Here is a 13416-nt window from a genome sequence, read left to right as displayed (position 1 = left end):
TGCATTCCGCCATGTCGCACGACAACGCTCCCGCGCCCGCCGCCAACTTCATCCGCAACATCATCGACGAGCAGAACGCCGAAGGAAAATGGGGCGGCCGCGTCGAGACGCGCTTCCCGCCCGAGCCGAACGGCTACCTGCACCTCGGCCACGCGAAGTCCATCTTCCTCAACTTCGGGCTTGCGCGCGACTACGGCGGCGTCTGCCACCTGCGCTTCGACGACACCAACCCCGAGAAGGAAGAGCAGGAATATGTCGACGCGATCACTGAATCGGTAAAGTGGCTCGGCTTCGACTGGGGCGAGCATCTTTACTATGCGTCGAACTACTTCGACACCATGTATGCCTGCGCCGAGCACCTGATCACGGCCGGCCACGCGTACGTCGATTCGCTCACGGCCGAGGAGATGCGCGAATACCGCGGCACGCTCACGGAAAAGGGCAAGGACAGCCCCTATCGGAGTCGTTCAATCGAGGAGAACCTGGACCTCTTCCGCAAAATGCGCGCCGGCGAATTCCCCGATGGCGCGCATGTGCTGCGGGCCAAGATCGACATGGCCTCGCCCAACATCAACCTGCGCGATCCGGCGATCTATCGCATCAAGCGCGCCCACCACCACAACACCGGCGACAAATGGTGCATCTACCCGATGTACACCTACGCGCATCCAATTGAAGATGCGATCGAGCACATCACCCACTCGATCTGCACCCTCGAATTCGAGGACCAGCGCCCGTTCTACGACTGGCTGCTGGACAAGCTCGCCATCGGCGGCTTCTTCAGCCGCCCGCTGCCGCAGCAGATCGAGTTCGCGCGGCTCAACCTCACCTACGTCATGCTTTCGAAGCGCAAGCTGATCCAATTGGTCGAAGAGAAGCACGTCTCCGGCTGGGACGACCCGCGCATGCCGACCCTCGTCGGCGCGCGGCGGCGCGGCTACACGCCCGAAGGCCTCCGCCGCTTCACCGACCAGATCGGCGTGTCGAAGTCCGACGGCTGGATCGACTACAGCGTGTTCGAAGCCTGCCAGCGCGATGTCTTGAACGATTCCGCGCCGCGTCGCGTCGCCGTCCTCGACCCGGTCAAGCTCGTCATCGACAACTACCCCGAAGGCCAGAGCGAAGACTGCTTCGCCCCCAACCACCCGCAGCAGCCGGAGCTCGGCAAGCGCGCGATTCCGTTCTCGAAAGAACTGTGGATCGAGCGCGAGGACTTCGAGGAGACGCCGCCCAAGGGCTACTTCCGCCTCTTCCCAGGCAACTCGGTGCGTCTACGCTACGGCTACGTCGTCAAGTGCACCGGCTTTGACCGCGACGCCGACGGCAACATCGCAGCCGTGCACTGCGAATACCTGCCCGACACCAAGTCCGGCACCCCCGGCGCCGACTCGGTCAAGGTCAAGGGAAATATCCATTGGGTGAGCGCGGCCCACGCCCACGACGCAGAAGTCCGTCTCTACGACCGCCTGTTCAAGACCGCGCAGCCCGGCGCCGAAACCGGCAACTTCCTCGACGACCTCAACGCCGACTCGGTGAAGGTCATCCGCGCGCAACTGGAACCGGCGCTCAAGGACGCCGCGCCCGAAGCTTCGTTTCAGTTCGAGCGGCACGGCTACTTCGTCGCGGATCGGGTCGATACGCAGCCGGGCGCGCCGGTGTTCAACCGGACCGTGACGTTGAAGGATTCGTGGGTGAAGGTTGGCAGTTAGCCTGTCGGTTGCAGCCTGACCGCTCGCGTCGAACCGCACTTCTCGGCCAAAGCAGACGAAATGACCTACCGCTCATCAGTGAGCCATTTGCCAAGAATGGAAGTCCCGCCTTACAGCGACGACACCGTAATGTGACCGCCGCATTCACAGATAGACGAGCCCCGCCCGAGCAGGGCTTGTCTTGAAGTGGTTCAGGTTACTCCTCGCGTCGACGCGCGGCCCAGAAGCCGGCGAGGCCAAGCCCCATGAGCGCTAACGTGGCGGGTTCGGGGACCGCCGCAAGGTTGCCGCGGATCTCGCCGCCACCTGCGAACGACGTGTGAATATTGAAGTATGCCTCTCCGTCCACTAGGCCAGCCGCCAACCTGGCTTCCGCGCCTGCGGCGGTACCACCGTTTGCCGTGATGAACGCGGGATTCCACGACGAGGCCGCTGTCAGGTCAAGCAGGATGTTGAACGTGCCGGCGGTCACCCCGAGCGGGAAGCTCAAGAAACTCGGCGTTGTCGTCGCGACCCCGGCGTTGTCCTGCGGCGTGGGGGCGCAACAATGGATATGGGCGGCGGTGGTATCGCCGACCAAACCAGAGAACACGGCTTCGATCCAGAGCGTTCGGGCCAGATCGTCGTACTTGACGGTCACCTCACCGGTCCCGGGCGACGCCACCGGCGGATTCTCGTTCAGGCCCGACAGATTCGCCTCATAGGTCAGAATGGTCGCATTGGCCACGGGAACGGTGAGCAGAACCACGACGGGCGTCAAAATCGCAAGCATCGGCTTCATCCCGCTCTCCTCGTCCGGACAGGTCCTCCTGCCAGAGGCACCGCACGCAAAGTGCATGCCGGCGATCTAATTCATTGATTTGCTTGAGTGGCGCTGCTTCAATAGGAGTCCAGCGTAAGAAATCCCGACAAGCGAGGTATCTCGTCGAGAGAATGATGAGGCGGGCCCTGGGAAGCACACGATCGCCAAATGCCGGCACCGCCTTCCTTGTAGCCCGGTATCGTGGTAACCATCTCCGGAGCAAACCGGCACCCGTCCTTGCCATCTGCTTCCTCCGGGTAGATCAGGGCCATTGCTTAACCCGGCGATCTCATGCAGACAAAATGGCCTGTTCGGGCCCGGGCTTTTAGACCTGAGCGAAGTGACAGCAACGGGTCGAGAGCGTCCGGTCACCGATGATTCCAGGCCGGCCAAGATAAAACGCGGCGGGGAAGGCAGTAAGAAGAGCCCATTAGCGCCTGCGAGTCCTTCAGCGACAATTCAGGCCCCTGGATTCCGCGCTCCCGTCCCTGGCACGCCGGGATGGACTTCCCCTCCACTCATGCCCCCCGTCAGCTACCGGTTGCTGTTGGCCCTCGCGCTCTCGCTGGGGGCTCATACCAGCCTGCTGGTGCTGGGCAAGGTGCAGGCGGTTCCTCCTCCGCCCGCGGCAACAGAGGAACCATTACGGGTCGATCTCACCCTGGTGCCCGCGCAGCCGGTAAAGCCCGCCCGGCCCGCCCCTGCGACGCCCCGTCTAGAAACAAAACCCACAAAGCCCGTTCACGCGCCCGAGATGCCCTCGCCTCCCGCGGACGAGAAGACGCCTGCGGAGCTGGCCGCGCCGCCCGCCCCGACAGCCGAGGAATGGGCGCTCGCCTCGACCTACACGCCCAAGAACAGCAAGCGCTACCGTTACGCCTGGGGCCAGCAGGTGCGCAGCATGATGGGGACGGCGATCGAGGGCGAGCGGCAGGGGATGGTGCGCTTGCGGATCGAGATCGCGCCCGACGGCAAGCTGGTGAAGGCGGACGTGCTGTGGTCGACGTCGGAGATCGCGGAGACGCTCGCGCTGCAGGCGATCCGCTCGATGCCATCATTGCCGCGGACGCCAACGGGGAAACCTCTGGTGTTCGAGAAGACGATTTCGCTCATGCCCTTCGAGACCGGCTGGCCGCCGATCTACAAGTACGACTGTCTGCCCGATCCGCCGTCTTTCAGCAACCGGTTCGCGTGGGACGGCTCGTCGCCGCAGCCTGCTTCTCGGGCGCCTCGAGAAAATACGGCCGCATCACGCGAGGCCGCGCCGACCGAATGTCCCGACGCCGGACCGGACTCGATCGAGGCCGAGGAAAAGGATATGGAACGCCAGTTCAAGGAGTGGGGCTCGCTCGGCGAGTGAGCTATTTGAGCCGGTCCGCGAATTTCTGCTCGGCCTTCGCGACCTTGGGTGCGACGACATACTGGCAATACGGCTGCCGCGGGTTGGCCTCGTAGTAGCGCTGGTGATAGGTCTCGGCGGGGTAGAACGTCGTCGCCTCGGCGACTTCGGTGACGACGGGCGAGCCGTATTGTTTCGATGCGTCGAGGGCCGCGATTGCAGCTTCGGCTTCGGCCTTCTGCGCGGGCGTATGCCAGAAGATCGCCGAGCGGTATTGCGTGCCGACGTCGTTGCCTTGCCGGTTGAGCTGGGTCGGGTCGTGGATCGTGAAGAAGACATCGAGCAGGTCGCGATAGGAAATCACGTCGGGGTCGAACGTGATCTGTACGACTTCAGCGTGGCCGGTGTCGCCGTTGCAGACGGCTTCGTAGCTGGGCGTTTCGGTATGCCCGCCCATGTAGCCCGAGACGGCGGATTCGACGCCTTGCAGGCGATTGAAGACGGTCTCGATGCACCAGAAGCAGCCGCCCGCCAGCGTTGCGATTTCATGCGCCATGATCGACTCCCGCGAAGTGGAATTCGCGCCGTCCGCGAACGGCGCGGCCATGCGACTCAGGCGACGGGCACCGAATCCTTGAACGAGGCGCGCGTCATCAGCTTGTCGTACAGCTTTTCCAGATTAGGGTGGGCGGCGCGCCAGTCAAGCTCGGGAAAGCGCAGGTCGAGATAACCGAGGGCGCAGCCGCAGGCGACGTCGGCGAGCGTCATGCCGTTGCCGAGATACCAGGGCTTTTCGCCGAGCGCCTCGGAGAGCGCGTCGAATCCGCTGACCAGGGTCTTCTCCTGCAGGGCGATCCAGTCGGCGCTCTGTTGCTCGGGTGCGCGTTTTCTTTCGAGATAAAGGGCGACTGCGGCCTCGGTCACGCCGTCGGCGAGTGCCTCGACGCCACGCACGACCATGCGCGACTTCTGCTCGCTCGGGATCAGGTGGGCGACGGGGCTCGCGTTGTCGAGGTATTCGACGATGACGCGCGAGTCGAACATGCTGACGCCGTCTTCGAGCACGAGGACGGGCACCTTGCCGAGCGGGTTGTATTCCCGCACGACGCTGTCTGCGCTCCAGGGATTTTCGACCTGGAGATGGCAGGGGATTTTCTTTTCGGCGAGGACGACGCGAACCTTGCGGCCGTAGGGGCTCGTGAGCGAAGTGATGAGTTTCATGCAGTTTCCCTGGAGGCGCTCCGACGGCGCCGATTATTGGTCCGGCTCATTATCGCCTGTGCCCAGCAGCGCTCCAACCCGCGCGCGCAGGGCCGGGACGACCTCGGCGTCGAACCACGGGTGTTGCTTGAACCAGCGACGATTGCGCGGGCTCGGATGCGGCAGCGGAAAAAGCGCGGGATCGAGGTCGCGCCAGGCTTCGACGGTTTCGGTGAGCGTCGTGCGGCGTTGCCGGCCGAGGTAGTAGGCCTGCGCGTAGGCGCCGATCAGGAGCGTGAGGCCGATCTTCGGCATCGCGGCGCGCAGCGGCGGCTGCCAGCGCGACGCGCACTCGGCGCGCGGCGGCAGGTCGCTGCCGCCGACGGTGCCGGGATAGCACAGGCCCGCAGGGACGATCGCGATGCGCGACGCATCGTAGAACGCGTCGCGCGTCAGGCCCAGCCAGTCGCGCAGGCGGTCGCCCGACGGATCGTTCCAGGGAATGCCGGTGGCGTGCACGCGCCGGCCCGGCGCCTGCCCGACGATCAGCAGCCGGGCGCTCGGCGAGGCGCGCAGAACGGGGCGCGGTGGATGCGGGAGATGTTCGGCGCAGGCGGTGCAGGCGGCGACGCGCGCGAGCAGGTCGGCGAAGGCGCCGCCGGCGGCAGACTGCCCGCGCGGCACCGTGCCCGTGCCGTGCGGCTCAGCCGGCGTGTTCGACGAGGAAGCGCTTGACCGCATCGACGTCGGCGTCCATGACGTGCTTCTTCTGCGGCTGGGTTTCGAGGTCGGCGAGCTCGGCCGGACGGACCGGGTCGATGCCGAGCGCTTCGCGAATCGCGTCCTCGAACTTGGCGGGCTGCGCCGTTTCCATGCACACGAGCGGCACGCCCGGCTCGCGGTGCTCGAGCCCGACCTTGAGGCCGTCGGCCGTGTGTGGATCGATCATCGTGCCGTAGACCTCGTAGACCGTACGGATCGTGTCGATGCGGTTGGCATGGTTGCTCGAACCCGAGACCATGCCGAAATCGGCGATGCGCTCGAACAAGCTGCCGCCGCCCGGCGCGGCGTGGGTCTTGAGATCGAAGCTGCCGCCCGACTCGACCGCGCGCCAGAGGTCGCGCACCTTCGCGACGTCGCGGCCGCTCAGGTCGAAGACGAAGCGTTCGAAATTCGATGCCTTGGAAATATCCATCGAGGGGCTCGACGTGTGTTTTGTCTCCGGGCGCGGACGGTAGACGCCGGTCTTGAAGAATTCGTCGAGCACGTCGTTCTCGTTGGTCGCGACGATCAGCTTGTTGATCGGCAGGCCCATCTGGCGCGCGACGTGCCCGGCATAGACGTTGCCGAAATTGCCCGACGGCACCGAGAACGAAACGCTTTGCGTGTTGCTGTGGGTCGCCGCGAAATACGCCTTGAAGTAGTAGACGCTCTGCGCCGCGACGCGCGCCCAGTTGATCGAGTTGACCGCGCCGATATGGTATTTCGCCTTGAACGGCAGGTCGTTCGCCACGGCCTTGACCATGTCCTGGCATTGGTCGAAGACGCCGCGAATCACGAGGTTGTGGATGTTGTCGTCGCGCAGCGCGTACATCTGCGCCTGCTGGAAGCGCGTCATGCCATGCTCCGGCGACAGCATGAAGACGCGCACGCCCTTCTTGCCGCGCATGGCGTATTCGGCCGCCGAACCCGTGTCGCCCGAGGTCGCGCCGACGATGTTGAGTTCGCCCCCGGTCTTGCCGAGCACGTACTCGAACAGGTTGCCGAGGAGCTGCATCGCCATGTCCTTGAACGCGAGCGTCGGGCCGTTCGACAGCGCGAGCACGTGCAGACCGGGCTCCAGCGTCTTGAGCGGCGTGATGTCGGCAGCATTCTCGCCGCGGCCGACATAGCGGTAGACGTCGGCGGTATAGGTCTTGTCGATCAGCGCGCGCAGGTCGTCCGCCGGAATGTCGTCGACGAGTCGCGACAGCACCGCGAACGCGAGTTCGCGGTAGTTCATCGCCCGCATCGCCTCGAGCTCGGCCGCCGTGAAACGCGGGTACGCCTCGGGCACGTAGAGGCCGCCGTCGTCGGCCAGCCCGCCGAGCAGGATGTCGGAAAAGCGGAGTTGCGGCGCGAGGCCCCGCGTGCTGAGGTAGTTCATTTGGCGCCCAGGTCCTCGAGTCGGATGCGCATGACCTTGCCCGCCACGGCGTCGAGCGCTTCGATCTTCGCGATCGCGGCGTTGACGTTCTTCTCGAGCGTGACGTGGGTCAGCAGGATGATGTCGACCTGCTCCTCGCCCTCGGCGGGCTCTTTCTGCACCATCGCGTCGATCGAAATACTGCTGTCGGCGAGGATGCGCGTGATGTCGGCGAGCACGCCGGGCCGGTCGAAAGCACGCAGCCGCAGGTAATACGCGGTGCGCACCGCTTCCATCGGCAGGATCGGCGTGTCGGCCAGCTGGTCCGGCTGGAACGCCAGATGCGGCACGCGGTGATGCGGATCGGCCGTGTGCAGACGCGTCACGTCGACGAGATCGGCGACGACGGCCGACGCCGTCGGCTCGCTGCCGGCACCTGCGCCGTAGTAGAGCGTCGGCCCGACCGCGTCGCCCTTGACGAGCACCGCGTTCATCGCGCCGTCGACGTTGGCGATCAGGCGGCGCTCGGGAATCAGCGTCGGGTGCACGCGCAGTTCGATGCCGTTTTCGGCGCGACGCGCGATGCCGAGAAGCTTGATGCGGTAGCCGAGTTCCTCGGCGTAGCGCACGTCCTCGCGCGTCAGCTGCGAAATCCCCTCGGTATAGGCACGTTCGAACTGCATCGGGATGCCGAACGCGATCGCGGAGAGGATCGTGAGCTTGTGCGCCGCATCGATGCCCTCGATGTCGAAGGTCGGGTCGGCTTCCGCGTAGCCGAGGCGCTGCGCTTCCTTCAACACGTCGTCGAAGGCCGCGCCCTTGTCGCGCATTTCGCTCAGGATGAAATTACTGGTGCCGTTGATGATGCCGGCGAGCCACTCGATGCGGTTGGCCGTGAGACCTTCGCGCAAGGCCTTGATGATCGGGATGCCGCCTGCGACGGCGGCCTCGAAGGTGACCATCACGCCCTTGGCCTGCGCCGCCGCGAAGATCTCGTTGCCGTACTTGGCGACGAGGTGCTTGTTGGCGGTGACGACGTGCTTGCCGTTGGCGATCGCCTGCATGACGAGTTCGCGCGCCGGCTCGAGCCCGCCGATCAGTTCGACGACGATGTCTATCTCGGGATCGTCGACGACGTCGAAGGGATTGGTCGTCAGCGGCAGGCCGCCTGCGAGCGCCTCGGCTTTGTCGAGGTTGCGGACGGCCGCGCGCACGACGCGAATCTCGCGGCCGGCGCGGCGGGTAATTTCTTCGGCGTTGCGGCGCAGCACGGTGAGCGTGCCGCCGCCGACGGTTCCAAGGCCTAGGAGGCCGACATGGATGGGCTTCATTGTTCTCGTCTGGTTCCGGTAAAAGTCAGCGATGCGCGCGCTGGCGATCGAGGAAACGGCTCATGCGTCCGATCGCCTCGGTCAAATCCTCTTCGTGCGGCAGGAACACGACGCGCAGATGATCGGGCCGCGGCCAGTTGAAGCCCGTGCCCTGCACGACGAGCACGCGCTCTTCCTCGAGCAGATTGAGGATGAACTTCTGGTCGTCGTGGATCGGGTAGAGCTTGGGGTCGAGCCGCGGGAACAGGTACATCGCGGCCTTGGGCTTGACGCAGCTCACGCCCGGAATCAGCGTCAGGAGTTCGTGCGCGAGGTCGCGCTGCCGCGTCAGCCGCCCGCTCGGCGCGACGAGGTCGTTGATGCTCTGGTAGCCGCCGAGCGCGGTCTGGATCGCATGCTGGCCGGGCACGTTCGAGCACAGCCGCATCGACGCGAGCATGTTGAGGCCTTCGAGATAATCCTTGGCGTGGCGCTTGTCGCCGGAGACGACGAGCCAGCCCGAGCGGTAGCCGCAGGCACGGTAGTTCTTCGACAGGCCGTTAAACGTGACGATCAGGAGATCGTCGGCGAGCGAGGCGATCGAGGTGTGGACGACGCCGTCGAACAACACCTTGTCGTAGATTTCGTCGGCGTAGACGATGAGTTGGTGCTGGCGCGCGATTTCGAGGATTTCGCGCAGCAATTCGGTCGGGTAGAGCGCGCCGGTCGGATTGTTGGGGTTGATGATGACGATGGCGCGCGTGCTGGGCGTGATCTTGGCGCGGATGTCGTCGAGGTCGGGTAGCCAGCCGGCGCCCTCGTCGCACAGGTAGTGGCGCGGCTTACCGCCGCCGAGGCTGACGGCCGCCGTCCACAGCGGGTAGTCAGGCGCCGGCACGAGCACCTCGTCGCCGTTGTTGAGCAGCGCCTGCATCGCCATCACGATCAGTTCGGACACGCCGTTGCCGACGATGATGTCGTCGATCGTCACGCCGGCGATGCCCTTGCGCTGGGTTTCGTGCATGATCGCCTTGCGCGCGGCGAACAGGCCCTTCGAATCGCTGTAGCCGGAGGCATTGGGCAGGTTGAGGATCACGTCCTGCACGATCTCCTCGGGCGCCTCGAAGCCGAACGGCGCAGGATTGCCGATGTTCAGCTTGATGATGCGCTGCCCCTCCTCCTCCATCTGGCGCGCGCGCGCCATGACCGGCCCGCGGATGTCGTAGCAGACGTTGTCGAGCTTGGTCGATTTCTGGATGGTGCGTAAGCGGGGCTTCTTGTCGGCCGTCACGGCGATTTCCCAGTGGGTAAATTCAAGGCAAAACAAAGCCTTGTAAAACGCGCGATTTTACCGGACGGGCCCTGCGCGGGCAAACGAAACCGCGTCCGGCGGGGCGCTTCGCAACGCTCGGGCGGAAGCCGAATCTGCTAAGGTTGCGGCATGAAGCTCCATCTTCACAGCGACGCCGGCCAGCCGCTCTTCACCGGCTATGGCGCCGACCACGTCCTCATCAACGACCGGCGCTACGAGTCGGGCCTGCTGCTGACCCCGGCGGGCGTCGAGCCTGCGCCCTGGGCCGACGCGCGCTTCGAGACGCTCGTGGCGGCGCACTTCGAATGGATCGCCGGCCACGACCTCGACATTCTGCTGTTCGGCACCGGCACGCGGCTGCGCTTTCCCCATCCCGCGCTGACGCGCGCGCTGGTCGAGGCGAGGATAGGGCTCGAGGTCATGGATATCGGCGCGCTTTGCCGGACCTACAACATCCTCGCCGGCGAAGGCCGGCAAGTCGGCGCGGCCGTCCTGATCGAAGCGGGCTGACGCCGGAGGGCGTCAGTCGTCATCGTGTTCCTTCTTCTCCAGTTCCTCGCGGCGGTCTTCCGCCTCCTCGTGGATCGCGTGCAGCATCGCCGCGTCCGGGTCCTGCCAGTCGGCGCCCGCGCTGCGTGCCATCCAGACGACCGCGCGGGCAAATTCTTCCTGGGTGAGATCGGGCCGGCCGCCGCGCGGCGGCATCGCGCGCACGCCGACCCAGCCGTGCGCGGTCACGATCGCCTGACCCTCGGCGATCAGTTTTTCCCAGTCGCCGCGATTGCCGAACTTCGGCGCCCCGGCGATCCCCGTGGCGTGGCAGGCCATGCATACCTCGCGGTAGACCTGCTCGCCGCTATTGAGCGCCGCCTTGCCGGCGGCCGGGGCGGCGACGTCAGGAGCAGGGGTAGCCTGCCCGGCCCGCTGAGGCGGCGCGCTGCACCCGCCGATCGCGAGGCCGAGCATTGCGGCCAGCAAGACGTCTCGTTCTTTCATTCGTGCTCCCCTTTCACTTTTTTTGTCTTTCCGGGCGGCCGGACCGAGTCCGGCGACGGCGCTCAGCCGGCTGGCGGCATCACGGCTTCGAAACTCGTGATCGCGTCGAACGGCCCGCAGTCCTTGTGCGCCTGTCGCGAGTCCGGGTTGGCGATCGCCAGCAACTGCGCGATGCCGTAGGCTCGCGCACTCTCGAGCACCGGCAGACTGTCGTCGACGAAGAGCGTGCGCAGCCTGTCGAACGGCTCGATCGCCTGCAGGCCCTGCCAGAAATCGGGATGTTCCTTCGGCAAGCCGACCTGATGCGAAGAAATCAGCGCGTCGAAATAGGGGTCGAGCCGGGTCTCGCGCATCTTGAGGTCGAGGCTCTTGGGGTGGGCGTTGGTCACCATCACCACGCGCCGGCCCGAGTCGCGCAGCGCGCGCAGAAACGCGGGGACGTCGGGGCGTACGGCGATCAGGTGGGCGACCTCCTGTTTCAGCTGCACGATGTCGAGCGCAAGCTCGCTGGTCCAGAAATCCAGGCAATACCAGTTGAGGGTGCCGGCGTGGCGTTCGTAATGGGCATCGAGATGCGCGCGCGCGACGGCCTCGTCGAGCCCGTGGTATTCGGCATAGCGGCGCGGCATGTGCTCGCGCCAGAAGTGATTGTCGAAATAAAGATCGAGCAGCGTGCCGTCCATGTCGAGAAACACGGTGCCGATGCGGGACCAGTCGATCATGGCGGATTCCTCGACGCCGCGCGGGACGCAGGCGCCCGCCCTAGAACAGCTCGTCCTTGGTCACGCCGCGGCGCCGCAGCAGCTGCCGCAGCACACGCAGCGATTCCATCTGGATCTGGCGCACGCGTTCGCGCGTCACTTCGAGTTCGAGGGCCAGGTCTTCGAGCGTGCAGGCCTCGCAGCCGTTGAGCCCGAAACGGCGCTCGATCACCCAGCGCTGCTTGTCGTTGAGCTGGGTCAGCCATTCCTGGACGTGGTTCTCGATCTCCTCGAGTTGCAGCATCTCGTCGGGGAGATGCGCGTTGTCGTCCGCGATCGCCTCGCCGAGGGAGAGCGTGGGGTCGACGTCGAGCGGCGCGTCGAGCGAGGCGATCCGCTCGTTCAGCTGCATGATGCGGCGCACGTCGGCGACCGGGTGTCCGGTCAGCGCGGCGATGTCGTCGGACGTCGCGTCGGTGACGCCGTGGGTCTCGAGATGGCGCTGGGCGCGCAGATAGATGTTGAGTTCCTTGATGATGTGAACCGGCAGCCGGATCGTGCGCGACTGGTTCATGATCGCGCGCTCGATGTTCTGGCGGATCCACCAGGTCGCGTAGGTCGAGAAGCGGAAGCCGCGCTCGGGATCGAATTTCTCGAGTGCGTGGATCAGCCCGAGGTTGCCCTCCTCGACCAGGTCGAGCAGGGTGAGGCCGCGGTTGGCGTAGTGCTTGGCGATGTTGACGACCAGGCGCAGGTTGCGCTCGATCATGGTCTGGCGCGCTTCGAAGTCGCCAAGCACGGTGCGGCGGGCCAGCGCGACTTCCTCCGCCGCGGTCAAGAGCGGCGCCTGACCGATTTCGTTGAGATACAGTTGGGTGACGTCGACCTGCGGTTCGTCGAGGATGGCCGAGGCCAATTCCTCGTTGCTGTCCGAGGCGGCGTGACGTTCCTCGTCGGCCTCGGTTTCGTCAGGCGTCAAGTCATCCGATTCATCGCTGTGTTCGCGGCTCATGAACGCTCCGGCAGATAATTCAGTGGGTCAAGCGGTTTGCCATAACGGCGGATCTCGAAATGCAGTTTCACGCGGTCGGCGTCGCTGTCGCCCATGAGGGCGATCTTCTGACCTGCCGCGACCGCGTCGCCTTCCTTCACCAGGATCGTCTCGTTGTGAGCGTACGCCGAAAGGTATTCGCCCGCATGTTTGACGATCAGCAGCCGTCCGTATCCACGGAGGCCGCTGCCACTGTAAACCACTTTACCCGGCGCGACCGCTATTACGGGCGCATTCCGTTGTCCGACAATGTCTATTCCTTTGCCTCCTGCTGCGCCGAAGCGTCCGGCGAGCCTGCCCTCGACCGGCCAGAGCCAGGCTTCGACCGGTGCGGTGGGCACCGGGTTCTGCGACGCCGGCCCGGCGGGGGCGGTCGCCGCGGGAGCGGTCGCCGCGGGAGCGGTCGCCGGGGGGGCGGACGGCGGAGGTTCGGGCGCGGCCGCGACCGCGGGTTTCGATACCTGCGCCCAGTTGGCTTCGGAGTACGGCATCAGCACGGCCTGCGGTTCGCGCAGCACGCGCGCCTCGGTGAGCGGTTGCGCGGCCGGGGCGGGCTCGTCGTCGAGCGGCGCGATTTCGACCTCGCCCGGGGGCGGCGTCAGCCGCAGCACCTGCCCGACCAGGATGCGGTCGGCCGACTCGAGCTTGTTCCAGATCGCGATCTCGCGGTAATCGAGCCCGTTCGCGAAGGCGATCGCGTACAAGGTGTGGCCGCTTTGCACGGTGTGCAAGCCGTTCCTGGACGGCGCGATCTGGGGCGTCGGCCGCGGGGCCTCGACCCGCGCCGCCCCGCGGCCGGAGGTCCGGTCGCTGACCGGCGCGTAGCCGGGCGCCGCACAACCGGCCAGCCCGAGCAGCAGCGCCAAGGCGA

At 65.8% G+C, this 13416-nt stretch carries 14 protein-coding genes; 3 read left to right on the top strand and 11 right to left on the bottom strand.

The window, feature by feature from the left end; genetic code table 11:
* Positions 1–11: 11 nt before the first annotated feature.
* Entirely contained in the window at positions 12–1709 is a 1698-nt protein-coding gene (locus tag TBD_RS04305) for a glutamine--tRNA ligase/YqeY domain fusion protein (protein WP_011311362.1), read from the top strand.
* Between the two features lie 196 nt (positions 1710–1905).
* Here the strand turns inward: TBD_RS04305 and TBD_RS04300 are convergent, their stop codons facing one another.
* Complete coding sequence (locus TBD_RS04300) at positions 1906–2490, bottom strand: CHRD domain-containing protein (RefSeq protein ID WP_049750213.1); 585 nt, start codon at positions 2488–2490, stop codon at positions 1906–1908.
* Positions 2491–3031: 541 nt separating this feature from the next.
* Here TBD_RS04300 and TBD_RS04295 point away from each other — a divergent pair.
* Entirely contained in the window at positions 3032–3871 is an 840-nt protein-coding gene (locus TBD_RS04295; RefSeq protein ID WP_081429994.1) for an energy transducer TonB family protein, read from the top strand.
* 1 nt (position 3872) lies between these two features.
* Here TBD_RS04295 and msrA read toward each other — a convergent pair whose 3' ends face one another.
* From msrA to TBD_RS04265, 6 genes are read right to left on the bottom strand one after another with little or no spacing between them, the layout of a single operon-like run.
* The gene (gene msrA / locus TBD_RS04290; RefSeq protein WP_011311359.1) at positions 3873–4406 is read right to left on the bottom strand and encodes a peptide-methionine (S)-S-oxide reductase MsrA; all 534 of its coding nucleotides are present in this window, start codon (positions 4404–4406) and stop codon (positions 3873–3875) included.
* A 56-nt stretch (positions 4407–4462) separates the two neighbouring features.
* On the bottom strand, positions 4463–5071 hold the full coding sequence (locus TBD_RS04285; protein WP_011311358.1) for a glutathione S-transferase N-terminal domain-containing protein: 609 nt from the start codon (positions 5069–5071) through the stop codon (positions 4463–4465).
* Between the two features lie 33 nt (positions 5072–5104).
* Entirely contained in the window at positions 5105–5791 is a 687-nt protein-coding gene (locus TBD_RS04280) for a uracil-DNA glycosylase family protein (protein WP_011311357.1), read from the bottom strand.
* Positions 5754–7196 (bottom strand): threonine synthase, encoded by a 1443-nt coding sequence (gene thrC / locus TBD_RS04275; protein WP_011311356.1) that lies wholly within the window; start codon positions 7194–7196, stop codon positions 5754–5756. Before thrC ends, TBD_RS04280 begins: the two co-directional genes overlap by 38 nt.
* Complete coding sequence (locus TBD_RS04270; RefSeq protein WP_011311355.1) at positions 7193–8506, bottom strand: homoserine dehydrogenase; 1314 nt, start codon at positions 8504–8506, stop codon at positions 7193–7195. Before TBD_RS04270 ends, thrC begins: the two co-directional genes overlap by 4 nt.
* A 25-nt stretch (positions 8507–8531) precedes the next feature.
* Entirely contained in the window at positions 8532–9776 is a 1245-nt protein-coding gene (locus tag TBD_RS04265) for a pyridoxal phosphate-dependent aminotransferase (RefSeq protein WP_041432348.1), read from the bottom strand.
* Positions 9777–9926: 150 nt separating this feature from the next.
* Here TBD_RS04265 and TBD_RS04260 point away from each other — a divergent pair, with 150 nt between their 5' ends.
* Positions 9927–10307 carry an Mth938-like domain-containing protein gene (locus TBD_RS04260; RefSeq protein WP_011311353.1) on the top strand — a complete coding sequence of 127 codons (381 nt, stop codon included), beginning with the start codon at positions 9927–9929 and terminating at the stop codon, positions 10305–10307.
* A 12-nt stretch (positions 10308–10319) separates the two neighbouring features.
* Here TBD_RS04260 and TBD_RS04255 read toward each other — a convergent pair whose 3' ends face one another.
* From TBD_RS04255 to TBD_RS04240, 4 genes are all read right to left on the bottom strand, one after another.
* On the bottom strand, positions 10320–10793 hold the full coding sequence (locus TBD_RS04255; RefSeq protein ID WP_011311352.1) for a c-type cytochrome: 474 nt from the start codon (positions 10791–10793) through the stop codon (positions 10320–10322).
* Positions 10794–10855: 62 nt separating this feature from the next.
* Entirely contained in the window at positions 10856–11515 is a 660-nt protein-coding gene (gene yrfG, locus TBD_RS04250; RefSeq protein WP_011311351.1) for a GMP/IMP nucleotidase, read from the bottom strand.
* A 40-nt stretch (positions 11516–11555) separates the two neighbouring features.
* Complete coding sequence (rpoS, locus tag TBD_RS04245) at positions 11556–12506, bottom strand: RNA polymerase sigma factor RpoS (RefSeq protein WP_011311350.1); 951 nt, start codon at positions 12504–12506, stop codon at positions 11556–11558.
* Positions 12503–13411: a peptidoglycan DD-metalloendopeptidase family protein gene (locus TBD_RS04240; protein WP_238376494.1), complete on the bottom strand. Its 909-nt coding sequence runs from the start codon at positions 13409–13411 to the stop codon at positions 12503–12505. The genes rpoS and TBD_RS04240 overlap by 4 nt, the downstream gene beginning before the upstream one ends.
* Between the last annotated feature and the right edge of the window lie 5 nt (positions 13412–13416).

The sequence above is a fragment of the Thiobacillus denitrificans ATCC 25259 genome, assembly GCF_000012745.1.
Lineage (GTDB): Bacteria > Pseudomonadota > Gammaproteobacteria > Burkholderiales > Thiobacillaceae > Thiobacillus > Thiobacillus denitrificans_B.
Note: the sequence above shows the minus strand (reverse complement) of the source record. Positions and strands in the feature narration are given on the sequence as shown.

Excerpts from the sequence above, each read along its gene's own strand:
- TBD_RS04305 (WP_011311362.1), top strand. The coding sequence starts at position 12 with ATGTCGCACGACAACGCTCCCGCGCCCGCCGCCAACTTCATCCGCAAC.
- TBD_RS04300 (WP_049750213.1), bottom strand. The coding sequence starts at position 2,490 with ATGAAGCCGATGCTTGCGATTTTGACGCCCGTCGTGGTTCTGCTCACC.
- TBD_RS04295 (WP_081429994.1), top strand. The coding sequence starts at position 3,032 with ATGCCCCCCGTCAGCTACCGGTTGCTGTTGGCCCTCGCGCTCTCGCTG.
- msrA (WP_011311359.1), bottom strand. The coding sequence starts at position 4,406 with ATGGCGCATGAAATCGCAACGCTGGCGGGCGGCTGCTTCTGGTGCATC.
- TBD_RS04285 (WP_011311358.1), bottom strand. The coding sequence starts at position 5,071 with ATGAAACTCATCACTTCGCTCACGAGCCCCTACGGCCGCAAGGTTCGC.
- TBD_RS04280 (WP_011311357.1), bottom strand. The coding sequence starts at position 5,791 with ATGCGGTCAAGCGCTTCCTCGTCGAACACGCCGGCTGAGCCGCACGGC.
- thrC (WP_011311356.1), bottom strand. The coding sequence starts at position 7,196 with ATGAACTACCTCAGCACGCGGGGCCTCGCGCCGCAACTCCGCTTTTCC.
- TBD_RS04270 (WP_011311355.1), bottom strand. The coding sequence starts at position 8,506 with ATGAAGCCCATCCATGTCGGCCTCCTAGGCCTTGGAACCGTCGGCGGC.
- TBD_RS04260 (WP_011311353.1), top strand. The coding sequence starts at position 9,927 with ATGAAGCTCCATCTTCACAGCGACGCCGGCCAGCCGCTCTTCACCGGC.
- TBD_RS04255 (WP_011311352.1), bottom strand. The coding sequence starts at position 10,793 with ATGAAAGAACGAGACGTCTTGCTGGCCGCAATGCTCGGCCTCGCGATC.
- yrfG (WP_011311351.1), bottom strand. The coding sequence starts at position 11,515 with ATGATCGACTGGTCCCGCATCGGCACCGTGTTTCTCGACATGGACGGC.
- rpoS (WP_011311350.1), bottom strand. The coding sequence starts at position 12,506 with ATGAGCCGCGAACACAGCGATGAATCGGATGACTTGACGCCTGACGAA.